Origin of the sequence: Yersinia enterocolitica subsp. enterocolitica (assembly GCF_901472495.1) — a bacterium.
GTDB lineage: Bacteria > Pseudomonadota > Gammaproteobacteria > Enterobacterales > Enterobacteriaceae > Yersinia > Yersinia enterocolitica.
Genome location: NZ_LR590469.1, coordinates 1,300,167 through 1,325,072 on the forward strand (window position 1 = coordinate 1,300,167; position 24,906 = coordinate 1,325,072).

Sequence of the window (24,906 nt, forward strand, 5' to 3'; positions counted from 1 at the left end):
AAAGGGCCGGTGCTGTAGTCACAACGATGATCAAAATATTGTAAGCATCTCCAACGCATTACAACTGTTACTACGGCAGCAAAAATATTACTCAACTGAAAAAATTATTCAATAAGTCCACTGGAAACAAAAAGTTAAATTTGGTTTCTTTTTATTTCAATGGCTATTTTCCACTGTATTAAAATACAAAATCCCGCACACTGCCGAACCACATGACCTGCCCCCAGGGTTAGATACAACGCTCAGTTAGTAATGTCGGATCCTTCACTCTCAGAATTACCCTTTCTCCAGGCCGCCGCAAATTCAGACGGCGTCTGATAATTCAGCGCGGAGTGCGGGCGACACTCGTTATAATCCTGACGCCATTCACTGATGGTTTTCCTGGCATGACTGACGTCACTGAACCAGTGTTCATTCAGGCATTCATCGCGAAAGCGTCCGTTAAAACTCTCAATAAATCCGTTCTGTGTCGGCTTGCCAGGCTGGATAAGCCGCAGCTCCACGCCATGCTCAAAGGCCCATTGATCAAGCGCGCGGCAGGTAAATTCCGGGCCCTGATCAGTTCTTATCGTCGCCGGATAGTCGCGAAACAGCGCAATGCTGTCCAAAATACGCGTGACCTGCACGCCTGAAATCCCAAAGGCAACAGTGACCGTCAGGCATTCCTTCGTGAAGTCGTCCACGCAGGTAAGGCACTTGATCCTGCGACCGGTGGCCAATGCGTCCATGACGAAATCCATCGACCAGGTCAGATTGGGCGCCGCCGGACGGAGCAGCGGCAGACGTTCTGTTGCCAGCCCTTTACGGCGCAGCAACTGCCAGATACGACGGTAGCCAAAACGCCTGCGCTCCAGTGCCAGCTCAGTGATGCGCCCTGATAAATGCGCATCAGCAGCCGGACGCTGAGCCTCGTAACGGCAGGTCGACAGGGACAAACCTGTTAGCCTGCAGGCACGACGTTGCGACAGACCGGTCGCATCACACATCAACATCACGGCTTCCCGCTTCTGGTCTGTCGTCAGTACTTTCGCCCAAGAGCCACCTGAAGCGCCTCTTTATCCAGCATGGCTTCGGCAAGAAGCTTCTTGAGTCTGGCGTTCTCTTCCTCAAGCGACTTCAGGCGCTTAACCTCAGGCACCTCCATACCGCCATACTTCTTACGCCAGGTGTAAAACGTGGCATCGGAAATGGCGTGCTTGCGGCAGAGTTCACGGGCGGATACCCCGGCTTCAGCCTCGCGGAGAATACTGATGATCTGTTGGTCGGAAAAACGCTTCTTCATGGGGATGTCCTCATGTGGCTTATGAAGACATTACTAATATCGGGGTGTACTAATCAACGGGGAGCAGGTCATTGGCACTAGGGTTGGTGTGGATCTTAGCTGATAACGCAACTGCATAAAAACCGCCCCACAAAGCGCGCAGGCGTGGCGGGGATAGCATTGCGCGCAACTGGGTTTGGGACAGGTTTACATTGCTTGTCAGAGCCACGCAGTGACATTTTTACAGTATGTAATGAGAACCCCTTAGGAATGCATCAAAGGCGTTGGAAGGCTTACCTCCATCAGCCTAGGGTTAATGGACATCACGATGAAAATCAACGGTCACACTACCACGACTTTTGGCATTGAGCTGAAAATGTTCCGAGGTAAGTTTATCGGCCTGAATAGCAGTGCTGATTTCTATACTTACTGCTTGGTTGAGCTGAAAAAAGAGGGAACTCTCTCTGGAGGTGTTTTCGGATAAGTTTGGGTGAGATGGTGTTAGGCATAACACAGCTAAACCGCCAAGTCCCCGAGAGCACTCGTATTTACTACGCCGTAGCCGTTACTGTAGCCTTAGGCAGTTAAATTTTATTAAGATGTATTTTTGCTATCATGACATGGATACGATCCTTAGAATAAGGTGTAACCTGCATTACATTAAAAAATACACCAAATTTCACAATAGTATGATTTAAATGTACTTAATCCCTAAGATTAAGATGATGAATGGGATGATCTGAGGTAGTGAATTGACAATGTTAGAAGAAGTTGATGAAATCCGAGTCAAAGCAAATGCCAATCTTGATGTGAATAAAAAGGGAGAGCTAGGCCAGTTCTTCACATCGTCATCAATTTGCATTTTCATGGCATCATTATTCAATGAGCTTAAAGGTGATATTAGTTTACTGGACCCTGGTTGTGGCCCCGGCTCACTTACCGCAGCGTTTACAGAAGAAGTTATACGTAGAGGTAGTGCTCGGTCATTAGAGTTGCATGCCATTGATATTGAAAGAAAAATAAAGCCATTCTTAGATGTGGTTTTAGATAAGTGTGTGTCAGCATCAAATGCTGCTGGTATAAAGTGCAAAATATACCCACAGATTAATGACTACATAACTGCGGCTTCTGTCACCAAACATGATTTCGGTACAGAAATGTACACACATTGTATAATTAATCCCCCTTACAAAAAAATAACATCTGCAAGTGATTACCGTAAAATATTAAGTGCTATCGGTATTGAAGCTGTTAATCTATATGCTGGTTTTGTTGCTCTTGCTATCATGCAATTAAAAAAACAAGGTGAAATGGTAGCAATAATCCCAAGATCTTTTTGTAATGGCCCATATTACTTACCCTTCAGGAATTTTATATTTCAGCACTGTGCCATCAAACATGTTCATATATTCGATAGTAGAAGTCATGCATTCTCTGAAGATGATGTACTCCAAGAAAATATCATTATTCATTTAGTTAAGAACGGCATTCAAGAATCAGTAAAAATAACTTCAAGCCCAAATTCTGACTTTTTTTTCGATCAAGAAAGTAATTCTGTTTCCGCGAGCGATATGACGGTAAGAAATATTCCGTTTGAGTCACTAGTCAATATGTTAGATAAAGATAAATTCATTCATATTGCAGCCAATAATCGAGACCAATCGATTATTGACCGATTAAATGTTTTCTATACAAGTTTAAATGAATTAGGAATTAGTGTCAGCACTGGCCCTGTCGTTGATTTCCGTTTAAAATCTGATCTCAGGGAAAATATAGAACCAGGTGCTGTCCCCCTAATTTACCCTGTCCATTTAAATGGGGTAGTTGATTGGCCAAAAAAATCTAAGAAACCTAACGCCATAAATGTTTCTGAACGTTCACGTTCATGGCTTTGGAGTAATCAAGGATATTTCGTAATAGTTAGGCGTTTTAGTTCAAAAGAAGAAAAACGGAGAATCGTTGCGACTGTATATGATGGATCATTGCCTGGGGAATGGATTGGTTTTGAGAATAAACTGAATGTATTTCATATAAATAAGTCAGGGATGGATAAGGACATCGCATACGGATTAAGTGCTTTCCTTAATTCTATGTTACTCGATAAATACTACCGTTTATTTGGCGGTCATACTCAAATAAATGCAACAGACCTGAGAAGCCTACATTATCCCGATCGTAAATCCCTACAAAGAATAGGTTCATATATTTCCAGCCAAGGGTTGTCTCAAGAAAACATTAATGAAGCTATCAATACGGAGATTAAGAGATTGTCAAAGAATGATGATAAAAATCCTCTTGCTGCCCAAGAGAAACTTGATCAGGCCCTAGAAATTATAACCCTTTTAGGGATGCCTAAATCACAACAAAATGAGCGTTCAGCTCTTACATTTCTTGCACTAGTCAACCTAAGACCAGAAGGTTCATGGCAGGAATTAGAAAAACCTTTGGTTGGTGTTACTCCAATTATGGATTGGTGTAGAGATATATATGGCAAAGAATATGCGCCTAATACGAGAGAAACATTTAGACGGCAAACATTACACCAATTTATTGATGGTGGACTCGTGCTTTACAACCCAGATAAACCCAATCGTGCAGTAAATAGTCCTAAAGCTTGTTATCAAATTGCACCAGAATTATTTGATGTATTGAATACCTATGGGACTCCTCTCTGGAATAAAGCATTAGGTGAGTGGCTAATGCAGCGAGAGACATTGGTCGAACAATATGCCATGAAGCGTGAAATGCATATGATTCCTCTGACCATCGATAATGGTACTGAGATCCACTTAAGTCCCGGTGACCATAGTCAATTAATACATGATATCGTTACTGAATTTGGGCCTCGATTTGCGCCAGGCTCTCAAGTTATATATTTAGGCGACACTGGTGCTAAAGAGGATTTTTTCAGAAAAGACGCATTAGCAGATCTTGGAGTTACTGTTAATCGTAAGGGGAAACTTCCTGACGTTGTTCTGTATTGGCCGCAGAGAGATTGGTTAATTCTTATAGAATCAGTAACTAGTCATGGCCCTGTCGATGGAAAAAGACATAGCGAACTTGCAAACTTATTCAAGGATGCTCGCCCAGGACTTGTCTATGTATCTGCTTTCCCGGATAAAAAAACAATGAGTAAATTCTTCTCAGAAATTAGCTGGGAAACAGAAGTTTGGATAGCTGAAGCTCCGACCCATATGATTCACCTAAATGGCGACAGGTTCTTAGGTCCACATAACTAAAATTAATCATTCTGATGGATAACCTTAAAGAGCAATGAACTTTATAATTGCTCTTTAATTTACTTAGGATGTTCTATCCATACTCCCCCTAATTTCCTCCCACTTTTTTACCATAACGTAATCATTATAAATAAATACGTAGTCACCTTCCCTACACTATCTAACTTATTGATTTTTAAATAGTGTCCAGCTATCTAGCGTAGTGTTCAATGCACATTGTGCAAGTCGTTTCTACTTCATCTTTGATATTATTAATAACCACACCGCATACATGTATAAATACACTTGATATCTTTCCAAAAAATATTCAAAATATCAAAATAATCATGATTATTGAACTAAGGGTTTGTATGTCTACTTGGAAAGAGTACGAAAAATTTGTGAGAGATCTACATCAAGCATTACTTCACTCTGAGGTAATAACATCTGTAAAAAATGCAGGAATAGAGATCAATAAGAAAATAACTGATAACTTTGGCGTAGAAAGAGAATTTGATATATATTGGGAATATGAGTTAGCAGGAATAACATACAAGACAGTGATTGAGTGCAAAGATTATAATTCTAAAATTTCAATTGAAAAAATAGATGCTCTAAGTAGGAAAAATACGAGATATTCCAGATTTAAAACCCATATTTGCAACCAAAGTCGGTTATCAAAGTGGCGCTGAAATAAAAGCCAAACACAATAAAATTGATTTATTGATTGTCAGAGAACAAAACGAAAGTGACTGGAAAGATGCTAACAATGAACCTATTTTTAAATATATAGATTTAAAAATAACTGCAACTATCCCTGCAAGAATTACAAATATCAAACCTACCATTGATTTTAATTGGTTGAAAAATACGCCATCCATAGACCCATCAAAACCGCTATACATCTCAGAACTTACAAACAAAATAATTATAGAAAACATTGATGACAGTACATACCGATCTTTATATGACATCGAAAATTCTCTAAGCATATCTCAGAGAGGAAAATTTGGCGAGCATAAACTTGTGGAAAAATTCAATAATGCATATCTCATAATTAATGAATTAAAAATAAAAATAACGGCTTGTGAGATTACTTATGTAATACCAAATACTATAACATCAAAAAGTACCATTGATTTATCTGAGGAACTCCTAGGCGTAATAGAATATATTCACAAAAATTCAAAGACATTGATTTTCAAATCAAAAATCGTAAAAGAGCAAGGTAAGAGTCATTCCTAAATAATTATCTTAAGCCCTTCGACAATAAGGAGGGTTTACTTTCCTACATTATTAGCTCATACCCCCGAAACCCCACCACCGCCTCCCCACCCATTGACCTCTTTCAGGCGTTCTTGCAATGCGGTGAGTTCATTCCTGACAAATACCTGGCTGGCTTTTTCTATGTCACCGAAACCGCCGGTGTTGTTGGGGATAATGCCCATCATCTGTGGAGGGACGCGGTGGACGCTGAGCAAGTCGTCGCGGGTGGCGTTTTTGATATTGAAAAAGTCATCTTTAGTGGCGACTTCGCTGAGTGGCAAAATCTGAATACCGTCTTTTTTGCCATTAGGCGCATACATAAACAGGTTGCGGAAGTTGCCTAACCCTTTGGTGTCGCGCATCGCTTTACGCATCGCCTCAATATCGCTGCTACTTTGCGCGGCGTCAGTCATATACGGAATATATCCCGCATGTGCGCCGTTCTGGTAATACTTGCGGTGAAATAGCGTGGCCGCTTCATTCAGCCAGGCAGAATTTAAGCCGCTGAGATATTCCGGCAGGCCATAAAGCTCCTGATTGATATCTGGCTCTATCAGATGAAACACCGTACCAGCCGTAAACTGATGATCGACTTTGCCATTCTGCACAAACCAGTAGCAATCTTTCTGCACGCCTCGGCGGGTGTACTTAGCTGGGCTGGGGTCAAGGCGCAGCGGTTCACCCAGTTGGTTGCGACGCAGCTCCAAAAAGGCGTTACCGAATACCAAATAATCCAGCGCATAACGGCTAAATGCCTGTTGGCTAAGCATCGGATGGGGAATAAAAGTACTCGCCAGAATATTGCGTTTCACGTACAGCGGTGAGCTGTGATGCACGGCAGCCCTGAAACTACGCGCTAACCCATCAAAACTGATCGGCGGCTCATACCATTTGCCATTCCCATTACATTCGATGTAATCCAGAATTTCCCGCTTATCCAACACCGCCGAGGGTTCACCAAAAGTGAACGCCTCAACCGGTTGTTGTTGATAGGCGGCGTGCGGCTTTAATCTCTTGCGGCCTTTGCGTTGATTCATGCATTAAACTCCAAAATATTCGGGCTATGGCGGCCATTAAAGGCGGTTAAAGGTTCATTGAGCAGCGCGTGCATAATCGCCCACGCCACATCGGCGTGGCTGGCTTCTTCGCTGCGACTGGCGGCATAAGTTGAGCGCGCACCGCTGGCGGTCATGGTCTTGCGGATGGCCATAAAGGATTGGGTGATATCGGTGTGGCCAGCGTCATATTCCAACCGGCCGCTATTGATGGTGTGCTTGGCTTTCAGCACCATAGCGGTTTTGATTTCAGGGGTGTACTTGATTTCCCTTGCGGCCGGGAAGAACTGGCGCACCAACTGGAAAACACCCTGTCCGACAGTAGTGGCATCGATGCCGATGTATTCCACACAGTATCTTTGCGTTAACTCTTCGATATGTCTGGCCTGCGCTGCAAAATCCATCCCTTTCCACTGGTGGCGTTCCAGCACGCGAAACTTGCCGCCGGGCACCAATGGCGGCGCAATGACTGCGCAACCGGCGCTATCACCGCCGTTAGCCTCGGACGGATCGTAACCCATCCACACCGGCCGATAGCCAAACGGTCGCAACGAATACGGGTTGTAATCCTCCCACTCTTCCAGACTGTCCACCATGCAGGCTTGCAACTCGGCGAACGGGAACACCGATGCCTGGTCATCAACAAACTCGCACATCAACAGGTTTTGATATTCTGACAGGCTGTATTCCAGCGCCAGTTGGTCGAGGTCGAACAGGTTGCAACCGCCAGTCAGCGCATCTTCAACCGTAACAATCTGCCGCCACTGACCATCTGCACACCGTGCGCCAGCGGCCAAATGGCTATGGCTTAAATCCAACTGGATATGATTAGACTTATTACGGCGACCTTTATTAAACAGTTCACCAGACCAGAACGAATAAGCGCTGTGGGCTAAACTCGACGGCGTGGAGAAATAGGTGGTACGCCATTTTTTGTGCAATGACATACCAGACGCCACTTTGCGCAGCTCCTGAAACTTGGGTATCCAGAAATATTCATCCAGATAGAGATTGCCGGTGTAGCTCTGCGCTGTGCGCACGTTAGTACCGAGGAAGAACAGCCGCGCACCGTTCGCTAATACCATCGGGTCGCCTTTCAGGTCAACGTCAACCAGTCGGGCAAAATCGATAATGTAGCTTTTAAACACATGCGCCTGTGCCTTACTGGCCGATAAGAAGATCTGGTTGCGGCCAGTCAACAGTGCATCCAATAGCGCTTCACGGGCAAAGAAGAAGGTCGCGCCAATCTGACGCGATTTCAGGATATTGCGGATACGGTGAGCTAATCCCGCCTGATACCAGCCGCGCTGATAATCAAAGATATTTTCGTGAAAAATGGATTCCAGTTTTTCAATCGCCGACTCGCTAAACAGATTCTTATCCGGTGGTTTCCTCTCTCCCTTATTGCGGTTCGCTACGTTGGGATTTAAATCGGCTTCGTTACCACTCAGACTGTAGCGATTGACCCGCGCCAACCGTTCAATTTGGCGGCCTAACAGGTCGATCTCCTTGAAATCTCGCCCCTCTTTAACCGCTTTCAGAATCAGTTGGATCAGCCGCGCTTCGAGGCTGCTTGTAACGGTCAACTAAAACCGGACACGGATTTAGGCACATTGTTGTAATCGGCGTTCATATTCATCCGGCGATATATTTCCCAGCCGATAATGCCGCCTTTTCAGATTATAAAAGCTGTCGATATAATCGATAACATCAGCGATACCCTGACTTCGGGTTTCATAACGACGATAGTTAACCCTCTCTGCTTTCAGGCTGCGGAAAAACCTTTCCGTAACAGCATTATCCAGGCAGTTACCTTTTCGACTCATACTACCTGTAACATCCAGTTCTTGCTGGCAGGACTGGAACTGCGCGCTGGTATATTGCGCCCCTTGATCGCTATGGAACACCACTGACCCTGTGGGTCGGCGTTTATTTACGGCCAGCCTTAAGGCCCGGACAGTCAAGTCGCTGTCCGGTTTGTCTGAGAAGGCCCAACTCACTATTTTTCTTGAACATAAGTCCATCACGATAGCCAGATATAACCAGCCCTGAGCGGTACGCAGATAGGTAATATCACCTGACCACCAGGTATTCAATGTCTCTGGATTAAACTGCCGGTTCAACAGATTAGCGGCCACGACAGCGGGTTTTCCACCGCCTGGATAGCGATGACGCCCAGGTCGTTTAGCTACCAGTAATAAGTTTTTCATTATCTGCCGAACGCGGTATCTGCCCACGTTAAAACCTTGCTCCCGTAACTCGATGCACATGCGCCGGCTGCCATATGTGGCATCCATTTCAGCGTGAACATGCTTAGCCGCCGCGTGCAACATCAGAACATCGGGCTTGATCATTAGCCGACGACTACGGGCATAAAACACGCTGCGCGTGAGCGACAAGCAGCGGCATACCTGTTGGATATTTGCACCAGCCTTCTTCAGTTTTACCGCGACTTTTTGTCGTTGTTCATTTCCATGGCGAAGAAGGCCGAAGCCTTTTTTAACAGGTCATTGTCGCTCTGTAACTGCCGCACCTGCTTTTCAAGTTCTTGTATTCGGCGTTGTTCCGGTGTTATAGCACTGGCTATCGGTGTATTTCCGCGGCTCTCTCCGCGATACTGCCGTAGCCAGCGTTGTAAGGTTGAAAGGCCAATATTCATTGTTTCAGCAGCCTGAGTCACCGGGTACTTATGTTGAAGAACCAGGTTGACGCACTCTTGTTTAAACTCATGAGTAAATGATTTTTTTCGCATTCTCACCTCGTTAGTGTTGCTCATTATATCTCTAACAAAATGTCCGGAATGATTAGACCATTACAGCTTTCCACGCGAGAAATCGGCGCAATAGCCTCCCACTTATCGCGCTGTTTCCAACTCTGCACCGTTGGCGCTTTCAGGCTTAACTGCTCGGCAATCTGGCGCACAGAAAAGCCCTGCCAATAAAGCAAAGCTGCCTGTCGCCGTGGGTCGCTAATGAGGGTGCCCGGAGTGATATTCATGCGCTAAAGGCTACGCCACCACCCGGCACTCATTCTTGCTGTCTCTGTTGTATCACCGCTGCGACAACCTGCTGTTGTTGTGGCAAGGCTGCGATGTTTAGAAACTGATTAGCCGCTCATGACTGGACAACAATATGGCGACGAACATGGCTAAGAAAGTCTCTAAATACTTCCGCATCGGCGTTGAAGGCGACACCTGCGACGGGCGTTTAATTGACGCCGGTGATATCAACCAGATGGCCGAGTCATTTGACCCGCGCGTCTACGGTTGCCGCATCAATCTGGAACACCTGAAAAGTTACTCACCGGACAGCACCTTTCGCCGCTATGGCGATGTCATCGGTCTGAGAGCCGACACCATTGACGATGATTCAGCACTGAAGGGTAAGCGGGCGTTGTTCGCCCAAATCAGCCCCACCGATGAGTTAGTGCTGATGACTAAAGCCCAACAGAAAATCTATACCTCGATGGAGATCCGCCCGAACTTTGCCAACAGCGGTAAAGCTTATCTGGTCGGGCTGGCGGTCACTGATGACCCCGCCAGCCTCGGCACCGAAATGCTGGCATTCAGCGCCAAAGCCCAACACAACCCACTGGCTGGTCGTAAATCTCATCCAGACAATCTTTTTTCGGCGGCAGTTGAAGTGCAATTGGAATTTGAAGATGTGGCCGAGTCAGGCGCAACCCTGCTGAATCGAGTGATGTCGGTCTTTAGCCGCAAACAAACGTCAGATAACGCCCGATTTACTGATGTGCATGAAGCCGTCAACGCCGTGGCGGAGCATGTGCAGCAACAAGGGGAAGCTATTGAGACCCGTTTCAGTGCGCTAACCACACAGATTGATCTGCTGAAACAGAATATCGAACAGCACCAGCAAGGGGTTATCGCGCTGAAAACCCAGTTCACCCATAGCGAAAACCTCAACCACAACTCCCGCCCTATCGCCACCGGCGGTGATGCGCAAGTTGAGCGACTAACCGACTGCTAAGCTAAGCCACTTATTTCACAGGATAATTATGCGCCCAGTAACTCGTTTTAAATTTAATACCTATCTGACCCGACAGGCTGAGCTAAACGGGATCGCCATCGGCGATTTGAATAAAAAATTCAGTGTCGAACCCTCAGTAACTCAGACCATCATGACCCGCGTGCAGCAATCTTCTGAGTTTCTCAGCAGCATTAATATTGTGCCAGTTGCCGAACTGACTGCCGAAAAAGTCGGCCTTGGGGTAACCGGCTCGATTGCCAGCAATACCGACACCGACGGCGGTGACGAACGCGAAACCGAAGACTTTCTGGCGCTGGACAGCGAGAAGTATTTCTGTGAACAGGTGAACTACGATTTCCACATTCGCTACAACACCCTCGACCTGTGGGCGCGTTATCAGGATTTCCAGACCCGCCTGCGTGATGCCATTATCCGGCGGCAGGCATTGGATCGCATTCTGGCCGCGTTCAATGGTATCAGCCGCGCTAAAACCTCTAACCGTAAACAACACCCGCTATTACAAGATATCGCGGTAGGTTGGTTGCAGAAATACCGCACCAATGCGCCAACCCGCGTGATGAGTAAAATCATCGACGAAGACGGCAACGAACTGTCGAAAACCATCCGCATTGGCCGCAACGGCGACTATCTCAATCTGGACGCGCTGGTGATGGACGCCACCAACAATATGATCGCCGACTGGCATCAGGAAGACCCTCATCTGGTGGTGATTACCGGCCGCCAATTAATGCAGGATAAGTATTTTCCTATCGTCAATAAAGAGCAGGAAAACAGCGAAACCCTCGCCGGTGATCTGATTATCAGCCAAAAACGTATCGGCAATTTACCGGCAATTCGGGTGCCATTCTTCCCACCGAATGCCTTGCTGATCACCCGCCTCGATAACCTCTCTATCTACTGGATGGAGGATTCACACCGCCGCCATATTAATGAGAATCCCAAACGGGATCGCATCGAAAACTATGAATCGATTAAACAGGATTATGTAGTGGAAGATTACGCCTGCGGCTGTCTGGTGGAGAATATCGAGATTTTACCCGCGCCCAAAGAGAGAACCGATATTGCTCACCTGGCTGATGCGCTACTCACTGCGGTGAACAGTGCCGCTGCGCCGATGGTTGCCGAGGGGGATCAATAGATCATGTCCAGCCCAGCCCGCCGCCACTTTATCCAACAGTCCGCCATGCTCGCCTCACAATTGCGGGATGATCCGCTGCGCCATGCCACTGGCTATGAGCTGATGCTACTTAAACTCAACGAAGATAAGCGCAAGCTGAAACAGCTCCGCTCACAACAACGCAAGGCCGAGCTGAAACGCCAATTATTGCCAGACTACCTGCCGTGGGTATCGGGCGTACTCAATGAGGGGAAAGGCGCGCAGGACGCCATTTTAATGACCATCATGATTTGGCGGCTGGATGCAGGGGATATTCCCGGTGCGCTGGATATCGCCCGTTATGCCCTGCGTTACCAATTGGTGCCGCCCGACCGTTTCACCCGCTCCACCGCCTACCTGATTGCCGAGGAAGTGGCCGAGTCTGCCAGTCGCAGCTATACCGCCAGTCAACCGGTCGATAGCGCCCCCTTATTGCAAACCCTCGAGTTGATGGAGGGCGAGGATATGCCCGATCAGGTGCGCGCCAAGCTACATAAAATGACCGGCTACGCACTGCGAGACAGTGGTCAGGGCGAACTGGCGTTGAGTCACCTCAATCGCGCACTTCAGTTAAACACCGGCTGTGGCGTCAAAAAGGACATTGAACGGCTGGCAGTGAAGTTAAAAAACGCCGCCAGCCGCTAAACCGCACGCTCCCCCGAGCCGGGCGGCACGATGGCCGCGACCGATTTTACCGAATCAACGCCATCGTCCACCGCCCTCTCATTCTGCTATTGAGGTTGCCATGACCACTATTGTTATTCCCGCGCCACGGCCCGATAAAATGGCCGAGCCGGTGATTGAAAATACCTTTTTTTGGCCTGCGGTTGACCCGATAAAACTGCGCGAGCTGTTGCGCCTTGAGGGAACCGTCACCGCCGAAAGGTTACGCTTTACCATTAAGGGGGCGATGGCTGAGGTCAATGCCGAGTTATTCGACTACCGCAGCCAACAGATGGCGGCCGGATTTAAGGCGCTGGCTGAGGTGCAAGCGGAGCAGATGGACGGCGAAAACATGCAGTTGGCTGAATATCTGCGAGCGGTGGGTGCCGTCACCGCCGCCTTGCTGGCCGAACGTTATCGCGGTTATGACGCCAGTGCCCGTGGTGATAAGCGCGCTGAAGCTATCGAAAATAGCGTGGGTGAATGGTGGCGCGATGCTCGTCACAGCATTCGCAATATTACCGGTCAGCCGCACAACATTATTGATCTCATCTGATGCGGGTTTATGCGATGCAAGGCGACACCCTCGATGCGCTGTGCTGGCGCTATTACCGCCGCACGCAACAAGTGGTTGAGCAAGTCTATAGCACAAATCCGGGGCTGGCCGAGTTAGGGGCCATTCTGCCCCACGGCTATCCGGTGGATTTACCCGATATCGCGCCAGCCGCCCAACGAGAAACCCTTCAATTATGGGATTAAAAATGGAAGAGATAACCACTCGACTCGCCCACAGCCTGACGGTGATATTAATTTTTATTGCCGCCCTCACCGCTGAAGAAATAGCGTTCTATGTGGCGACTATCGCCGCGACTGTCACCTGTAGCGTGAACTGGTATTACCGCCGCAAATGCTATTTGTTGCTGAAAAAGCGGCATGACAAGGAGAGCGCGATTGATGAATTCCGCCGTTAAGCGCTGTTTAGTGGCTGCCATTCTGGCGTTGGCGGTCACATTGCCCCACTACCCAACACTAACAACCTCCACTGCTGGATTAAGACTGATTGCCGATCATGAGGGCTGCCAGCTCAGCGCCTATTTGTGCAGCGCCAATGTGTGGACTAATGGCATCGGTCACACTGCCGGGGTCAAGCCCAACACCGTTATCAGTGAGCAACAGGTGGCGCTCAATCTGGTGGCTGACGTGCAGCGGGTCGAATGGGCAATAGCCGTCTGTATGCCAGTTGCCATGCCGCAACCGGTCTATGACGCGGTAGTGTCATTTACTTTTAACGTTGGCACCGGCGCAGCTTGCCGCTCGACACTGGCCTTTTTTGTCAATAAGGGCGACTGGCGCAGCGCCTGTAATCAGTTGCCGCGCTGGGTGTATGTCAACGGCGTGAAAAACCAAGGGCTGGAGCGTCGCCGCATTGCTGAGCAAAAGCGCTGCCTGAATGGGATCTGAGATGCCTATCGTGCTGATGCTAATGGCGGGAATGGTGATGGCGTTAGGGTGGTATACGCACCACCAGAGCCTCGCTATCGCAAACGCCAGCAACATAATTGGCGCGCTATCCGCAGAAATTGAGAACCGCGATAACACCCTCATCCAGTTGCAAGAACAGGCTCAACGTCAGGCAAAAAGCGAAAGAATATTAAGGCAATCACTGAGCGATGCCAACCACTTATCGCAATCCCGTGAACAGAAAATTCAAAGGTTACTCAATGAAAATAAAGCGTTGCGCAATTGGTCTGTTACTGCTTTGCCTTCTGACGTTATCCGGCTGCACCAGCGCCCCGCATTCGCCAATCCCAACGATTATTTACGTTGGCTGTCCGCCAGTGAACAGTTGCCCACTGCCCGCCAGTCACGCAACGGTTAACGGTGATTTAAGTGCCGATATCCGCCAGTTAGAAACCGCACTGGTAGCCTGCGGGCTGCAAGTAGAAGCCATCAAACGGTGCCAGGAACAACATAATGTTAAAACCCAAACTGCTACGCCAAGCCTTAACCGACAGTCTGCAACTGTTTCAGACTAACCCAGAACGGCTGAAAATGTTTGTTGATGGTGGCCGCATTGTCTCAACACTGGCCCCGTCGCTGTCTTTTGAAAATCAATATACGCTGACGCTGTTTATTGAGGATTTCCCCGATGATGTTGATTATCTCTTTGTGCCGATACTGGCATGGCTGCGGGAACATCAACCGGACATCATGGCAACAGAAGAAAAGCGCCGCACCGGCTTTATTCATAAGGTTGATGTGATGAGCGATGTGCTGAGTGATATCCGTATCGACTTGCAACTGACTGAGCGGGTGATAGTGAAAGAGTTGGACGGCGCACTACACGTTAACCATGAGCCGGAACCGGCTTGGCCGGGTACGCCAACACGGCCAACAGCCATCTACTTTAACGGTGAAACGGTCAAATGAATGCGCTGAAACCCTTTGATGATGCCCTGGCCGCACTGATTGCCAGCCTAACCCCAAAAGCGCGCAAGACACTGGCGGTCACTATCGCTAAACGCCTGCGCGCCAGTCAACAGCAACGTATTAAACGCCAGCAAGCGCCCGACGGCACCCCGTATGCAGCACGTAAATCTCAACCGCTGCGTAAACCCAAGGGCCGGATTAAGCGGGAAATGTTCGCCAAGTTGCGCACCGCGCGCTATATGAAAACTAACAGCAGCCCTGATGAGGCGGTGGTCGAGTTTGCCGGGCGCGTAGAACGCATGGCGCGGGTGCATCACTTTGGCCTGCGTGACCGTCCGAACGTGCATAGCAAAGATGTGCAGTATGATGAAAGGCCGTTGCTGGGGTTTAGTCAGCAAGATATTGCTATTGTTAGAAATATATTTGTAGATTCTATAAACTCAGCAACTAGCTGATATTAAAAGGGATACTATTGAAAATGAATAGCATCCCTTTGCCTTAAATGAAGATATTCTTTCTATCTAAACTAAAGAAATCACATGTAACACCTAATATTGCTTGTGAATGTGATGACAAGGCGGATGGGGGTACTGGATTGATACCATAAGCGAATGAGTCAAACTCTTTTGCGCAATCAAAAATGAAATTACTCACCTGAGACTTACAGAAGTAATCAGCTAGAATCTCAGATTTTATAGATTCAGACTGAGCCTTTAGTTCATCTTCTATTGTATTTGCTATTCCTGCTTGGGGAATAATGCTTCCAGCGAGAGCCGAGGCCATTTTACCAACTCTTTCAGTAAAGAATTTACCGGAGTTACCATATCTGAACCCAACGTCCAAAAGCTGCCTTCTTTGTTCTTGCTCAGCAGTAAGGTGCTCACGTAATATAAAGTCTAAAGATATTAAAAAATAAGACTGTAGAATATAAATAACTCGCCAAATCGTCGGTAGTTCGGGAGAATGTCTAGATAGTGTTGAAGCACATTCGAAGAAAAAATTTATTTCATTTAATAGTGCATTGCATCCATCAAAACTAAGTGGCTCTAATAAGCGAGATTTGCTTTTTTCTAAGCGACCTTTCCAGTCACCACCAATTTTCCCATTTGATGATTCATTTAGTTTGTTTAAAAAATCCTCTTCAGTAATTCTTTTTAATTGGGACTTTTCACTTTTAGATAAACGAGCCAAAAATTTCCCGTCTAGAATTGGAACGTGATGTTTTAGCCCAAACTCTCTTACATCAGGTCTATTTTCGCTTGTTACAACTATACACCCATCTAAATCCAAAATAGATTGCAGCCCTTTAGCCCAAAATATTCTTTCAATAGCTTGAGGTGTGCGTTTATTTTTTATGTCAACATTAATTCGTTCACGACTTAATGGGGAGGTCTTACCATACAAAAGCAAATCGACATCTGTAACATCAAATTTGTTATACTTAAATTTACATCCTCTTACTACATAATACCCCATTCCGATAAAATAATTTCTTAACATCTCTTCGGTAGCATACCCTTTTGGTAATTTCTCACTCATTTACCTAGCTCCCCTAGTCTGATATCCTCTAAGAGATTTTTAGCTTGTATTCTAACTGCTTCCGTGCAATTTTTTCTTGTATACTCTCTAGTAATCTCAGGGTTAATAAACTCAGTAACTTTAGCACTCGGCAAATTAACTATTGCTTCTGCCGTTATATCGCCATTTTGAATGACCGACAAAGCTAACCTTCCTACTTCCGGCTTCAATAATCTCATTGTAAACATTCCGCCTTTCGCTGGAGTGATTCTTACCACACCTTTAAATTCCAATGCCTGGTAATCGTTACCAATTGCAGTTGCTGGCCCAACCTCTCCACCATTAATTAATTTCCCCATAAGCGATGATATCATTTGTATTCGCCCTCGATAATATGAGCTGACAGTCATGCCATAAGTCAATGAGGCCACTAATGCCTTCGCTAAATCTAAAGCGTCATCAGCTATTGTGTCCGTAAATTTTGAAAATGCTGCGGGCCTAGTTACAAAGTAATTTTTCCCCGATAAGTTACCGACAACACTAACATCAAACATACCTATCGAGTGTAATCTAGAAAAAAGATTTTCAGTCAATATCTGTGTTGCAGCTAATAGTGGTATACATCCACTTGATTCCAACTTTTCATTTAATTCAATTAATAACCTACTTTCTTCTGAGCTTAAAGAACTTAAAACTGCATTAATTTTCTTTGCGTCATTTTTCCTGAATAAGTTCCCATTAAATAACAGTTTTTCATCTTTTGATATTGGCTCAGAGTCAAAGAAGTGGAGTCCGCCTCCCATTAATAAAGTATTTTTAACTTCAATGGTAGGTAGTTTATATTTATCAGATATGTATTCAATCGCTTTGATATCTGTAATTGGCATCTCAGAAGCAATTTCTGATATACCAATTACAGCATCTTCATATACTTCATGGTTTGATTCATTAAATATAGTAGACGTATGCTCTAATACCCCCTGACCTGTTATACCTAAAACTTCAATGCCTCCAGCCCCTTTTAATATTAACCGTTGCCTCTCAAGCTCATCCAATATGGAAGGTAGTTCGGTTTTTGGGCTAATGTAATTAGCCTTAGCCAGAGCTTCAAGCCTTCTAGTATTAAGTTGCTCTTGAGTGTCAGCTGAAATGGCTGATAGTAATGAGCCGCATTTACCAGCAAAACTTATTGAATCAAAATCTTGACTTGTTGTTGTTTGGACTTTTTTTGCATGATGGATTATCCATGCCCCTTTTACTTTTTTTTTCATTATTCGATCCCAGATAAAATGATTTTGCTTTATAAAATCTCTTCATTGCTTATGAATCACAAAGTAGGTTCAAAAGAGATTTTTCTTTCTTATCAAGAAGTAATTAAGCACTTGTTGTGCTATTTATCAAACAATTTCTATGATTTGTAAGATGCATAACCCAATGACACTATTTGGGGCATGAACACTCAAACCCAAATCACTGAAATCCTGCGCCTGCTGCGCAACCTGATCCGCATTGGTACGGTGGCCGAGGTCGATCTCGACCAAACCCTGTGCCGTGTGGCGACGGGGGACAATAGCACCGGTTGGTTAAACTGGCTGACGCTGCGCGCCGGTCAATCGCGATCATGGTGGGCACCGTCAAAGGGTGAGCAAGTATTGATATTGTCTCTCGGCGGCGAGCTGGATACCGCCTTTGTGCTGCCGGGAATTTTCTCTGATCACTTCCCGCCGCCGTCGGCCTCGGCGGATGGCCTGTATATCGCCTTTCCTGACGGTGCCACGTTGCACTATGAACCTGACAGCGGCGAGTTGCAGGCTGATGGCATCAAAACGGCGGTTATCAATGCCAGTGAATCGATAAATGCCACTGCCCCCACTATCACCTGTGCTGCCTCGGTAAAAATCCTGCTAGATACACCCGAAGTGGAATGCACCCACAACCTGACTACCAGCACGTTGAACGTTAAGAAAGGCAGCAAGATGAGCGGCAACATTAACCATTCCGGCGGCAAGTTCTCATCCAATGGCGTGGTGGTTGATAAACATAACCACGGAGGTGTGAAGCGCGGTGGGGATAATACCTAGGGGATAAAATGATAATTCAGCAAATGGATTTTTCCCCCACTAAGAACCCTGTAACAAAAATCTGAAAATAATCCTTACTATTCAATTCACTATGAAGACCATGTTATTCTCCGGCGATGAAAACAACCGCTACTCCTCACGATGAGTCACTGATGACGATTGCACAAAAACTGGAACAAAAAGGCGAAGCCAGAGGCATTGTGAAAGGTCGGGTAGAAGGCCGGGTAGAAGGCAAGTTGGAAGTTGCCCGTACTATGCTAGCCAATGGCCTTGACTACGCCACGGTAATGAAAATGACCGGCCTGAGCGAAGACGAACTGGCTCAAATTTGTCATTGATACACCTGTTACCAAACAGTACCGTGTCGTGCTAATGCACATAAACACCCGTGCTGCGCCAGATATTGACTGGCCGGAGTTGCCGCAATGACAGCTTATTTTATGTTTGTCTTAAAATGAGGCTGAGTGATACCTAAAATAGATCAGAATGGCTTCCTGTCCTTTCGAAGCGAAGCAAATCATCAGTAATTTTGTAGATGATAAGCCAGTCTGGCTCTATATGTGCGTCCCTGTAGCCTTTATAATTACCTTGTAATTGATGATCCTTATATACAACAGGCAAGGGCAATTTATCGTTAATCAGAAGCGTCATAATGACTTTAAGTTTATTCATATCTTTATGGCGCTTCTGAGCTTTTTTCACATCTTTCTGGAACTGACCTGAATATTCAATTTCCCTTTGTTTAGTCATGGTCTATCAGATACCTAATTTATCAAAAAGATCATCAGCATCCTTTGCTTTATGGACATCGACACCTTTATCGCTGTTGGCAATGGTATTAGCTGTAAGTTCGTTAGGAATACGCAAATCGAACGGAAGCGCTTTTTCTCGGGCAACCTTGGTTAAGGTTATCCGCACCAGATCGGATACGGTTAAACCCATGTCAGCAAGTACAGCAGCGGCTTCATTCTTTAGGGTTTCGTCTATACGAGCACGAACAAAAGCATTTGCAGCCATAGTAAAACCCCCTTTTAGTTGGAAAGTTCATTGTGGCTCACTTGAGCTACAAAATCAAATATGCCTCATGGTTACTTTCTCGGCTCAACATTTCGTGACTGAAGCTCTTTCCTGATTATTCTCTTAATCCAGGCAGCCAGCGATTCATCACCATCTAACTTTTGGGCCTCTTCCATTTCACTACGCAGCTCTGGATCGAGACGAAACTGGAATGGTGGATTTCCTCTTCTTTCATTCATGTGTGTTGACACCTAAATTACACTTGAGTTAATGTAGTGTTGTGTAGTGACACATTACTATCACATGCCATAAATGACAATGCCCCGATGTGCTTGGAACACAACGAGGCATCTAACCACAACATTAAAAGAGGTAATGCTATGGCTGACGCTAATAGTAACATACGTGCATATTCAAAGCTCTACACCTTCCTTAACGCCCGCTCGAACACATTACTGGCTGAAATCTCTCCGTTACACCTGATCTCCGTTTTGGCTCCCACTGAATGTGAAGCCCGCAATCTGCTGGCCGGTTTCTCACTGGTGTTTGTTTCTTGCAAACCACAGGAGAAGCGCCATGTTGCCTGATACCAATAGACTTTATCCCACACTGACTGAGGTGATCGGCAAGCTGGATATATCACATTTGAGTGCTGATGACACACTGGAACTGGCAAACAGTAGCGAGGAATGTTACGCCGGATTGCTGCATGGGTTGAATTTTATCGGGGATACTTTTGTGACCTTTGCCGATAACGATGTGTTGGATTTCTCAGTAGAAAGTTTGTGCCAGTTAGGCCATTGTCTGGCATCAATCAGTATCCTGGTACCTGCCCTCACTCAATTGCAAGCATCAGCAAACGCCAAACTCACTAACAACGAGTTGGCCGAGCAATAAACCTCACCGCTTCCGCTAATATTGTCCTTAGCGGAAGCGCGATAAAACTCCTTTAACTACACCTGTAACTCGTTATTTTAACGTGGGAAATGCGAGTCGGACTGCCCGAATTGTTTAATAGCCTTATTCGCATCCTTTAACTCTGTCATCAGTGCCTTGCGATCCTGAATCTCGTTATAAGCGGTGAGAGTGTTTTCATCGGCTAAAAGCAGCGCCTTAGCTTCAGAGAATGGGATGATATCGAGGTCATTCTCAGACATTTTTTAGCCTCTTTATATTGGTGAAACCATAATACTCCCCCTAAGAACCATAGAAATCACTTTAATTCCGTTCAGGCTTTATTAGGAGTGGCTTTGGTTTAACCTCTGTCACTAAAAACCAATATTCCTATTGTCCCATTCCCCACACATCCCTCCTGAGATGTTATCCGCGCCCATTAGCAGCAAACTGACTTGAAATACTCGCGCGAATTTTGAGGGGCAGCATGACCACAACCCAATATCTCGGCATGAGCCGCAATACCGGGCGGGCCATTACCGACGCTGACCACATCAGCCAGTCTATCGCTGACATTCTGATTACACCGGTCGGTTCGCGGGTGATGCGCCGCACTTATGGTTCGCTGTTATCAGAGCTGATTGACCAGCCGCAAAATCCGGCCCTGCGCCTGCAAATTATGACCGCCAGCTACAGCGCCATTCTGCGCTGGGAGCCGAGGGTCAAACTGACTGGTATCACCTTTGAAACCACCCTTGACGGAAAAATGGTGGTTGATATCACCGGCACCCGCACAGACAGCGCGGCCCCGCTTTCATTAACCATCCCTGTGAGCTGAACCTATGGCAACCATTGACCTGAGCCTGTTACCGTCGCCGTTTGTGGTGGAAGAACTGGACTATGAAACCCTGCTGGCCGAGCGTAAAGCCACGCTGATATCTCTTTACCCGGAAGAACAGCGCGCCGCCGTGGCCCGCACGTTGTCGCTGGAATCTGAGCCGCTGGTCAAATTGCTACAGGAAAACGCCTACCGCGAAGTGATATTACGCCAGCGCGTTAACGATGCGGCCCGTGCGGTGATGGTGGCCTATGCCGTCGGCAGTGATTTAGACCAGCTCGGCGCAAATAACAACGTTGAGCGGCTGGTGATTATTCCAGCAGACCCCACGGCCATTCCACCGATAGACGCGGTGATGGAGTCTGACAGTGATTTCCGGGTGCGTATCCCACAAGCCTTTGAGGGCTTGAGTGTCGCCGGGCCAACCGGTGCGTATGAATATCATGCCAAAAGTGCTGACGGCCGTGTGGCCGACTCCTCGGCAATCAGTCCGACACCCGCTTGTGTCACGGTCACGGTGTTATCTCGCGAGGGCAACGGCGAAGCCTCAGCCGAACTGCTGTCTGTGGTTGAGGCCGCGCTGAATGATGAGAACACGCGGGCAGTAGCTGACAGGGTGACGGTGCAATCGGCCCGCATTGAAGATTATGAGATTGACGCGGTGCTCTACCTGCATCCGGGGCCGGAAGCGGAGCCTGTGCGCATTGCGGCTGAGAAGAAACTGACCGCCTTTGTCACCGCACAGCGCCGCCTTGGTCGCGACATTCGCCTGTCTGCACTCTATGCCGCGCTGCATGTTGAGGGTGTACAGCGGGTGGTGATTAATACCCCCCTGGCTGATGTGGTGCTGAATAAAACCCAGGCGGCTTGGTGCACCGACAGCAGCATCACTGTCGGGGGGACTGATGACTGACCGTTTATTGCCTGTTGGTTCTTCTGTGCTGGAAGTGACCGCCGCGCGCGCCTGCGCCGAGCTGGAAAACACCCCGGTTCCGATTCGCCAGCTCTGGAACGCTGACACTTGCCCATTATCCCTGCTGCCTTATCTGGCGTGGGCGTGGTCAGTTGACCGCTGGGATGAGAAATGGCCGGAAGCCACCAAGCGCGCGGTGGTGAAGTCCTCGCAGTACGTGCACAAACACAAAGGTACCATTGGCGCAATCCGACGGGTGGTTGAACCGCTGGGCTATCTCATCAAGGTGATTGAGTGGTGGAAGACCAACGAGACACCCGGCACCTTTCGCCTCGATGTGGGCGTATTGGAAACCGGTATTACCGAAGAGATGTATCAAGAGCTGGAGCGGCTGATAGACGACGCCAAGCCATGCAGCCGTCATTTAGTCGGCCTGTCTATCAATCTTGATAGCAGCGGCCCGCTGACTATCGCCGCCGGTAGTTACAGCGGTGATGAGCTGACCGTGTACCCCTATCGAATGGACTCAATATGACCCCTAAATACTTTGCCTTACTGACCCATATCGGCGCAGCCAAACTGGCGAACGCCACTGCGCTCGGCACCCGCTTAGAGATAACCCACATGGTTGTCGGGGATGGCGGCGGAACCCTGCCAACCCCTAGCCCGGCACAATCCAAGCTGGTGAATGAGCAGCGCCGCGCCGCCCTTAATGCCCTGACTATTGACCCGAGCAATCCCCGTCAGATTATTGCAGAGCAGATTATCTCTGAGACTGAGGGCGGGTGGTGGATACGGGAAATTGGCTTGCTGGATAAAGCCGGAGAGTTAATTGCTATCGCTAATTGCCCGGAAAGCTATAAGCCACAAATGCAGGAAGGCAGTGGCCGCATCCAGACTATTCGAGTCATTTTGGCCGTCAGCAACACTGCCGCTGTCACACTGAAAACCGACCCTGCGGTGGTGCTGGCAACGCGCAAGTATGCCGATCAGGTGAGCCACACCACCGTCACCTCAATCAGCAACCATATCCGCACCCTCAATCCGCACCCGCAATATCTCCTCGCCAGCCACAATTTATTTGATCTTAGCGATACCAAAGCGGCGCGGGCTAACTTGCAATTAGGCTCTGCGGCAACCAGAAATGTGGGTAATGCTCAAGATGAACTCATGGAAGTCGGGGCCTTTGGCTGGGGCGGCCCCTGCATTATTGCCTCAGCGGGGATCAATGCGCTGACAAAAACCGGCATGTACTGTGTCAATCAATACGCTGCCGATAAACCCGAGGACTTTGGTGATGCGACCATTCAGCATATTCAGAATGACTCATTAACCGCCCACCAATTCATTTTCTCCACCAATAATACCAGCACAGCGGCAAGAGTCAGTTATCGCCTGCGCTCTTATGGTCAATGGCGGGAATGGATAGATATTGTCACCAGTCGCAGCCAGGCATTGACCCCCATCGGCATCCCTCTACCCTACCCCGGCACCACGCCACCGGCAGGATATTTAAAATGTAACGGCGCATCATTCTATGCCCACCACTACCCCGCGCTGGCAACCTTATATCCAGACCATAAATTACCCGATTTGCGCGGTGAGTTTATTCGTGGATTTGATGACGGGCGCGGCATTGATACAAATCGCACCCTGTTAAGCGCACAAACCGACGCGCTGCAAAATATCACCGGCGGCATCAATGGGGTATCAGAGAGCATGGGCAGCGCACCCGAAAGCAACTTCAGCGGCGCGTTCGGCAAAAGCCCCGCCATTGGCAACGACAACACCCCGCACCACACCGACATCACCCATTGCGGCAGCTTTGATTTTGACGCCTCCCGCGTGGTGCGCACCGCCACCGAAACCCGACCACGCAACATCTCATTTTGCTATATTTTGAGGGCTATCTAATGAAATATGACTTTACCGTTCAACCGGCCATCTTGGATGACCATCAACTCGCCAGTCAGGCGGGATGGATAACGCTTTACCACTATGATGCAGAGAGTCTGGAATATGCCAGTGCGGGCATGGAGTACTTGCCGCTCGGCGTCGGCTTACCGGCTCACTCGGTGGCTGATGCGCCCATCATTCAACCTAAAACCGGCATGGCATTGGTCAGGGATTTAACTGCTAACCAGTGGGTGACAGTGGCAGACCATCGCCATCAAACGGCGTATGACATTGAAACCAAACATGAATCTATCATTTTTGCACTGGGGCCAATCCCCAAAAATAAAACACTGATTCAGCCAATGCATGAGTTTGACACATGGACAGGAACCGCCTGGGAAGTCGATCAACAGGCATTAAAAGCCAGCCATATTGCCGCCGCAAGCCAACAGAAAACCGCACTGATAAATCAGGTATCAGAGCACATCAACATCCTACTCGACGCCATCGCAATGGATAATCAACAGACTGATATTCAGCAATTGGCGGCACTCAAACATTACCGCGTCGCGTTAATGCGCATCAACACCAGCGCTGCACCAGAGATTGACTGGCCGGAGTTGCCGCAATAAGGGTTGATTTTAATGGGGGAATTTTTGTCCTAATTGGGGATTGAGTCTGTGCTCAATAGAG

The 24,906-nt window shown here is 47.5% G+C and carries 34 protein-coding genes and 3 pseudogenes; 25 read left to right on the plus strand and 12 right to left on the minus strand.

Annotated features, from left to right (window positions below):
* Positions 1 to 242: 242 nt before the first annotated feature.
* Positions 243 to 1,282 (minus strand): IS3-like element ISYen3 family transposase gene (locus FGL26_RS06155; RefSeq protein ID WP_102990426.1). Its coding sequence is split into 2 segments (ribosomal slippage): positions 243 to 1,024 and positions 1,024 to 1,282, totalling 1,041 coding nucleotides; the frame shifts between segments, so codons are not numbered across the junction.
* A 307-nt stretch (positions 1,283 to 1,589) separates the two neighbouring features.
* Between FGL26_RS06155 and FGL26_RS06160 the strand changes: the two genes are divergently transcribed.
* The 4 genes from FGL26_RS06160 to FGL26_RS06175 all read left to right on the plus strand — a co-directional run bounded on the left by FGL26_RS06160 (position 1,590) and on the right by FGL26_RS06175 (position 5,724).
* On the plus strand, positions 1,590 to 1,745 hold the full coding sequence (locus FGL26_RS06160) for a hypothetical protein (protein WP_005170303.1): 156 nt from the start codon (positions 1,590 to 1,592) through the stop codon (positions 1,743 to 1,745).
* A 274-nt stretch (positions 1,746 to 2,019) separates the two neighbouring features.
* On the plus strand, positions 2,020 to 4,500 hold the full coding sequence (locus FGL26_RS06165; RefSeq protein WP_005170304.1) for a BsuBI/PstI family type II restriction endonuclease: 2,481 nt from the start codon (positions 2,020 to 2,022) through the stop codon (positions 4,498 to 4,500).
* Between the two features lie 350 nt (positions 4,501 to 4,850).
* Entirely contained in the window at positions 4,851 to 5,171 is a 321-nt protein-coding gene (locus FGL26_RS06170; protein ID WP_005170307.1) for a hypothetical protein, read from the plus strand.
* Positions 5,172 to 5,202: 31 nt separating this feature from the next.
* On the plus strand, positions 5,203 to 5,724 hold the full coding sequence (locus FGL26_RS06175) for a hypothetical protein (protein WP_005170310.1): 522 nt from the start codon (positions 5,203 to 5,205) through the stop codon (positions 5,722 to 5,724).
* A 56-nt stretch (positions 5,725 to 5,780) separates the two neighbouring features.
* Here FGL26_RS06175 and FGL26_RS06180 read toward each other — a convergent pair whose 3' ends face one another.
* From FGL26_RS06180 to FGL26_RS06200, 5 genes and pseudogenes are all read right to left on the minus strand, one after another.
* Positions 5,781 to 6,782 (minus strand): phage portal protein, encoded by a 1,002-nt coding sequence (locus tag FGL26_RS06180; protein ID WP_005170313.1) that lies wholly within the window; start codon positions 6,780 to 6,782, stop codon positions 5,781 to 5,783.
* Positions 6,779 to 8,380: pseudogene (locus tag FGL26_RS06185) on the minus strand (terminase large subunit domain-containing protein); the annotation flags it as partial. The pseudogene FGL26_RS06185 and the gene FGL26_RS06180, both read right to left, overlap by 4 nt.
* Before the next feature lie 24 nt (positions 8,381 to 8,404).
* Complete coding sequence (locus FGL26_RS06190; protein WP_032902664.1) at positions 8,405 to 9,241, minus strand: IS3 family transposase; 837 nt, start codon at positions 9,239 to 9,241, stop codon at positions 8,405 to 8,407.
* Between the two features lie 2 nt (positions 9,242 to 9,243).
* Positions 9,244 to 9,552 (minus strand): transposase, encoded by a 309-nt coding sequence (locus FGL26_RS06195; protein ID WP_005166743.1) that lies wholly within the window; start codon positions 9,550 to 9,552, stop codon positions 9,244 to 9,246.
* Between the two features lie 65 nt (positions 9,553 to 9,617).
* Positions 9,618 to 9,797: pseudogene (locus FGL26_RS06200) on the minus strand (terminase gpP N-terminus-related DNA-binding protein); the annotation flags it as partial.
* Between the two features lie 146 nt (positions 9,798 to 9,943).
* Here FGL26_RS06200 and FGL26_RS06205 point away from each other — a divergent pair.
* The 11 genes from FGL26_RS06205 to FGL26_RS06255 all read left to right on the plus strand — a co-directional run bounded on the left by FGL26_RS06205 (position 9,944) and on the right by FGL26_RS06255 (position 15,511).
* Complete coding sequence (locus tag FGL26_RS06205) at positions 9,944 to 10,786, plus strand: GPO family capsid scaffolding protein (RefSeq protein ID WP_005170329.1); 843 nt, start codon at positions 9,944 to 9,946, stop codon at positions 10,784 to 10,786.
* Positions 10,787 to 10,814: 28 nt separating this feature from the next.
* Positions 10,815 to 11,945 carry a phage major capsid protein, P2 family gene (locus FGL26_RS06210; RefSeq protein ID WP_005170338.1) on the plus strand — a complete coding sequence of 377 codons (1,131 nt, stop codon included), beginning with the start codon at positions 10,815 to 10,817 and terminating at the stop codon, positions 11,943 to 11,945.
* A gap of 3 nt (positions 11,946 to 11,948) precedes the next feature.
* Positions 11,949 to 12,608, plus strand: coding sequence for a phage terminase small subunit (locus FGL26_RS06215; protein WP_005170347.1), 660 nt, complete (start codon positions 11,949 to 11,951; stop codon positions 12,606 to 12,608).
* A 100-nt stretch (positions 12,609 to 12,708) separates the two neighbouring features.
* A complete protein-coding gene (locus FGL26_RS06220) occupies positions 12,709 to 13,182 on the plus strand; it encodes a head completion/stabilization protein (protein WP_005170349.1) in 474 nt (157 codons plus the stop codon).
* The gene (locus tag FGL26_RS06225; protein ID WP_005170353.1) at positions 13,182 to 13,385 is read left to right on the plus strand and encodes a tail protein X; all 204 of its coding nucleotides are present in this window, start codon (positions 13,182 to 13,184) and stop codon (positions 13,383 to 13,385) included. The genes FGL26_RS06220 and FGL26_RS06225 overlap by 1 nt, the downstream gene beginning before the upstream one ends.
* A 2-nt stretch (positions 13,386 to 13,387) precedes the next feature.
* Entirely contained in the window at positions 13,388 to 13,597 is a 210-nt protein-coding gene (locus tag FGL26_RS06230; protein WP_032908447.1) for a phage holin family protein, read from the plus strand.
* Positions 13,581 to 14,087 (plus strand): lysozyme, encoded by a 507-nt coding sequence (locus tag FGL26_RS06235; protein WP_032908448.1) that lies wholly within the window; start codon positions 13,581 to 13,583, stop codon positions 14,085 to 14,087. Before FGL26_RS06230 ends, FGL26_RS06235 begins: the two co-directional genes overlap by 17 nt.
* Position 14,088: 1 nt before the next feature.
* Complete coding sequence (gene lysB / locus FGL26_RS06240) at positions 14,089 to 14,505, plus strand: Rz-like lysis system protein LysB (RefSeq protein WP_005170361.1); 417 nt, start codon at positions 14,089 to 14,091, stop codon at positions 14,503 to 14,505.
* Positions 14,393 to 14,662 (plus strand): Rz1-like lysis system protein LysC, encoded by a 270-nt coding sequence (gene lysC / locus FGL26_RS21645; RefSeq protein WP_227746641.1) that lies wholly within the window; start codon positions 14,393 to 14,395, stop codon positions 14,660 to 14,662. Before lysB ends, lysC begins: the two co-directional genes overlap by 113 nt.
* Positions 14,601 to 15,056: a phage tail protein gene (locus FGL26_RS06250; RefSeq protein ID WP_005170367.1), complete on the plus strand. Its 456-nt coding sequence runs from the start codon at positions 14,601 to 14,603 to the stop codon at positions 15,054 to 15,056. The genes lysC and FGL26_RS06250 overlap by 62 nt, the downstream gene beginning before the upstream one ends.
* Positions 15,053 to 15,511: a phage virion morphogenesis protein gene (locus tag FGL26_RS06255; RefSeq protein ID WP_005170370.1), complete on the plus strand. Its 459-nt coding sequence runs from the start codon at positions 15,053 to 15,055 to the stop codon at positions 15,509 to 15,511. The genes FGL26_RS06250 and FGL26_RS06255 overlap by 4 nt, the downstream gene beginning before the upstream one ends.
* A 43-nt stretch (positions 15,512 to 15,554) precedes the next feature.
* Here FGL26_RS06255 and FGL26_RS06260 read toward each other — a convergent pair whose 3' ends face one another.
* Both FGL26_RS06260 and FGL26_RS06265 read right to left on the minus strand, forming a co-directional pair.
* A complete protein-coding gene (locus tag FGL26_RS06260) occupies positions 15,555 to 16,595 on the minus strand; it encodes a hypothetical protein (RefSeq protein WP_005170374.1) in 1,041 nt (346 codons plus the stop codon).
* Positions 16,592 to 17,845: a hypothetical protein gene (locus FGL26_RS06265; protein WP_005170376.1), complete on the minus strand. Its 1,254-nt coding sequence runs from the start codon at positions 17,843 to 17,845 to the stop codon at positions 16,592 to 16,594. Before FGL26_RS06265 ends, FGL26_RS06260 begins: the two co-directional genes overlap by 4 nt.
* Positions 17,846 to 18,025: 180 nt before the next feature.
* Here FGL26_RS06265 and FGL26_RS06270 point away from each other — a divergent pair, with 180 nt between their 5' ends.
* The 3 genes and pseudogenes from FGL26_RS06270 (at position 18,026) to FGL26_RS21770 (ending at position 19,084) form a co-directional block, all read left to right on the plus strand.
* Positions 18,026 to 18,655: a phage baseplate assembly protein V gene (locus FGL26_RS06270; protein WP_005170378.1), complete on the plus strand. Its 630-nt coding sequence runs from the start codon at positions 18,026 to 18,028 to the stop codon at positions 18,653 to 18,655.
* A 137-nt stretch (positions 18,656 to 18,792) separates the two neighbouring features.
* A pseudogene (locus FGL26_RS06275) lies at positions 18,793 to 18,993 on the plus strand (Rpn family recombination-promoting nuclease/putative transposase); the annotation flags it as partial.
* Positions 18,989 to 19,084, plus strand: a complete 96-nt coding sequence (locus tag FGL26_RS21770; protein WP_260654401.1) for a tail fiber assembly protein — start codon at positions 18,989 to 18,991, stop codon at positions 19,082 to 19,084. The pseudogene FGL26_RS06275 and the gene FGL26_RS21770, both read left to right, overlap by 5 nt.
* 42 nt (positions 19,085 to 19,126) lie before the next feature.
* Here FGL26_RS21770 and FGL26_RS06285 read toward each other — a convergent pair whose 3' ends face one another.
* The 3 genes from FGL26_RS06285 to FGL26_RS06295 form a co-directional block, all read right to left on the minus strand.
* Positions 19,127 to 19,405: a type II toxin-antitoxin system YafQ family toxin gene (locus FGL26_RS06285; RefSeq protein ID WP_005170383.1), complete on the minus strand. Its 279-nt coding sequence runs from the start codon at positions 19,403 to 19,405 to the stop codon at positions 19,127 to 19,129.
* A gap of 6 nt (positions 19,406 to 19,411) precedes the next feature.
* The gene (locus tag FGL26_RS06290; RefSeq protein WP_005170385.1) at positions 19,412 to 19,672 is read right to left on the minus strand and encodes a type II toxin-antitoxin system RelB/DinJ family antitoxin; all 261 of its coding nucleotides are present in this window, start codon (positions 19,670 to 19,672) and stop codon (positions 19,412 to 19,414) included.
* 71 nt (positions 19,673 to 19,743) lie between these two features.
* Positions 19,744 to 19,911: a hypothetical protein gene (locus FGL26_RS06295; protein WP_005170387.1), complete on the minus strand. Its 168-nt coding sequence runs from the start codon at positions 19,909 to 19,911 to the stop codon at positions 19,744 to 19,746.
* A 141-nt stretch (positions 19,912 to 20,052) separates the two neighbouring features.
* Here FGL26_RS06295 and FGL26_RS06300 point away from each other — a divergent pair, with 141 nt between their 5' ends.
* A complete protein-coding gene (locus FGL26_RS06300; protein ID WP_005170388.1) occupies positions 20,053 to 20,259 on the plus strand; it encodes a host cell division inhibitor Icd-like protein in 207 nt (68 codons plus the stop codon).
* The gene (locus FGL26_RS06305; protein WP_005170392.1) at positions 20,249 to 20,569 is read left to right on the plus strand and encodes a hypothetical protein; all 321 of its coding nucleotides are present in this window, start codon (positions 20,249 to 20,251) and stop codon (positions 20,567 to 20,569) included. The genes FGL26_RS06300 and FGL26_RS06305 overlap by 11 nt, the downstream gene beginning before the upstream one ends.
* 77 nt (positions 20,570 to 20,646) lie before the next feature.
* Here the strand turns inward: FGL26_RS06305 and FGL26_RS06310 are convergent, their stop codons facing one another.
* Entirely contained in the window at positions 20,647 to 20,829 is a 183-nt protein-coding gene (locus FGL26_RS06310) for a hypothetical protein (protein ID WP_005170394.1), read from the minus strand.
* 224 nt (positions 20,830 to 21,053) lie between these two features.
* On the opposite strand from FGL26_RS06310, the gene FGL26_RS06315 reads away from it, so the two are divergent.
* The 5 genes from FGL26_RS06315 to FGL26_RS06335 are packed head-to-tail and all read left to right on the plus strand — an operon-like array spanning position 21,054 to position 24,845.
* A complete protein-coding gene (locus tag FGL26_RS06315) occupies positions 21,054 to 21,404 on the plus strand; it encodes a GPW/gp25 family protein (RefSeq protein ID WP_005170397.1) in 351 nt (116 codons plus the stop codon).
* Between the two features lie 4 nt (positions 21,405 to 21,408).
* Positions 21,409 to 22,317 carry a baseplate assembly protein gene (locus FGL26_RS06320; protein WP_005170400.1) on the plus strand — a complete coding sequence of 303 codons (909 nt, stop codon included), beginning with the start codon at positions 21,409 to 21,411 and terminating at the stop codon, positions 22,315 to 22,317.
* Positions 22,310 to 22,852 carry a phage tail protein I gene (locus FGL26_RS06325; protein ID WP_005170403.1) on the plus strand — a complete coding sequence of 181 codons (543 nt, stop codon included), beginning with the start codon at positions 22,310 to 22,312 and terminating at the stop codon, positions 22,850 to 22,852. Before FGL26_RS06320 ends, FGL26_RS06325 begins: the two co-directional genes overlap by 8 nt.
* On the plus strand, positions 22,849 to 24,231 hold the full coding sequence (locus FGL26_RS06330) for a phage tail protein (protein ID WP_005170406.1): 1,383 nt from the start codon (positions 22,849 to 22,851) through the stop codon (positions 24,229 to 24,231). Before FGL26_RS06325 ends, FGL26_RS06330 begins: the two co-directional genes overlap by 4 nt.
* A complete protein-coding gene (locus FGL26_RS06335) occupies positions 24,231 to 24,845 on the plus strand; it encodes a tail fiber assembly protein (RefSeq protein ID WP_032908451.1) in 615 nt (204 codons plus the stop codon). Before FGL26_RS06330 ends, FGL26_RS06335 begins: the two co-directional genes overlap by 1 nt.
* Positions 24,846 to 24,906 lie beyond the last annotated feature (61 nt).

Coding starts and splice junctions, on each gene's coding strand:
- FGL26_RS06160 (WP_005170303.1), top strand. CDS start 1,590: ATGAAAATCAACGGTCACACTACCACGACTTTTGGCATTGAGCTGAAA.
- FGL26_RS06165 (WP_005170304.1), top strand. CDS start 2,020: ATGTTAGAAGAAGTTGATGAAATCCGAGTCAAAGCAAATGCCAATCTT.
- FGL26_RS06170 (WP_005170307.1), top strand. CDS start 4,851: ATGTCTACTTGGAAAGAGTACGAAAAATTTGTGAGAGATCTACATCAA.
- FGL26_RS06180 (WP_005170313.1), bottom strand. CDS start 6,782: ATGAATCAACGCAAAGGCCGCAAGAGATTAAAGCCGCACGCCGCCTAT.
- FGL26_RS06195 (WP_005166743.1), bottom strand. CDS start 9,552: ATGCGAAAAAAATCATTTACTCATGAGTTTAAACAAGAGTGCGTCAAC.
- FGL26_RS06205 (WP_005170329.1), top strand. CDS start 9,944: ATGGCTAAGAAAGTCTCTAAATACTTCCGCATCGGCGTTGAAGGCGAC.
- FGL26_RS06210 (WP_005170338.1), top strand. CDS start 10,815: ATGCGCCCAGTAACTCGTTTTAAATTTAATACCTATCTGACCCGACAG.
- FGL26_RS06215 (WP_005170347.1), top strand. CDS start 11,949: ATGTCCAGCCCAGCCCGCCGCCACTTTATCCAACAGTCCGCCATGCTC.
- FGL26_RS06220 (WP_005170349.1), top strand. CDS start 12,709: ATGACCACTATTGTTATTCCCGCGCCACGGCCCGATAAAATGGCCGAG.
- FGL26_RS06225 (WP_005170353.1), top strand. CDS start 13,182: ATGCGGGTTTATGCGATGCAAGGCGACACCCTCGATGCGCTGTGCTGG.
- FGL26_RS06230 (WP_032908447.1), top strand. CDS start 13,388: ATGGAAGAGATAACCACTCGACTCGCCCACAGCCTGACGGTGATATTA.
- FGL26_RS06235 (WP_032908448.1), top strand. CDS start 13,581: ATGAATTCCGCCGTTAAGCGCTGTTTAGTGGCTGCCATTCTGGCGTTG.
- lysB (WP_005170361.1), top strand. CDS start 14,089: ATGCCTATCGTGCTGATGCTAATGGCGGGAATGGTGATGGCGTTAGGG.
- FGL26_RS06250 (WP_005170367.1), top strand. CDS start 14,601: ATGTTAAAACCCAAACTGCTACGCCAAGCCTTAACCGACAGTCTGCAA.
- FGL26_RS06255 (WP_005170370.1), top strand. CDS start 15,053: ATGAATGCGCTGAAACCCTTTGATGATGCCCTGGCCGCACTGATTGCC.
- FGL26_RS06260 (WP_005170374.1), bottom strand. CDS start 16,595: ATGAGTGAGAAATTACCAAAAGGGTATGCTACCGAAGAGATGTTAAGA.
- FGL26_RS06265 (WP_005170376.1), bottom strand. CDS start 17,845: ATGAAAAAAAAAGTAAAAGGGGCATGGATAATCCATCATGCAAAAAAA.
- FGL26_RS06270 (WP_005170378.1), top strand. CDS start 18,026: ATGAACACTCAAACCCAAATCACTGAAATCCTGCGCCTGCTGCGCAAC.
- FGL26_RS06285 (WP_005170383.1), bottom strand. CDS start 19,405: ATGACTAAACAAAGGGAAATTGAATATTCAGGTCAGTTCCAGAAAGAT.
- FGL26_RS06290 (WP_005170385.1), bottom strand. CDS start 19,672: ATGGCTGCAAATGCTTTTGTTCGTGCTCGTATAGACGAAACCCTAAAG.
- FGL26_RS06295 (WP_005170387.1), bottom strand. CDS start 19,911: ATGAATGAAAGAAGAGGAAATCCACCATTCCAGTTTCGTCTCGATCCA.
- FGL26_RS06300 (WP_005170388.1), top strand. CDS start 20,053: ATGGCTGACGCTAATAGTAACATACGTGCATATTCAAAGCTCTACACC.
- FGL26_RS06305 (WP_005170392.1), top strand. CDS start 20,249: ATGTTGCCTGATACCAATAGACTTTATCCCACACTGACTGAGGTGATC.
- FGL26_RS06310 (WP_005170394.1), bottom strand. CDS start 20,829: ATGTCTGAGAATGACCTCGATATCATCCCATTCTCTGAAGCTAAGGCG.
- FGL26_RS06315 (WP_005170397.1), top strand. CDS start 21,054: ATGACCACAACCCAATATCTCGGCATGAGCCGCAATACCGGGCGGGCC.
- FGL26_RS06320 (WP_005170400.1), top strand. CDS start 21,409: ATGGCAACCATTGACCTGAGCCTGTTACCGTCGCCGTTTGTGGTGGAA.
- FGL26_RS06325 (WP_005170403.1), top strand. CDS start 22,310: ATGACTGACCGTTTATTGCCTGTTGGTTCTTCTGTGCTGGAAGTGACC.
- FGL26_RS06330 (WP_005170406.1), top strand. CDS start 22,849: ATGACCCCTAAATACTTTGCCTTACTGACCCATATCGGCGCAGCCAAA.
- FGL26_RS06335 (WP_032908451.1), top strand. CDS start 24,231: ATGAAATATGACTTTACCGTTCAACCGGCCATCTTGGATGACCATCAA.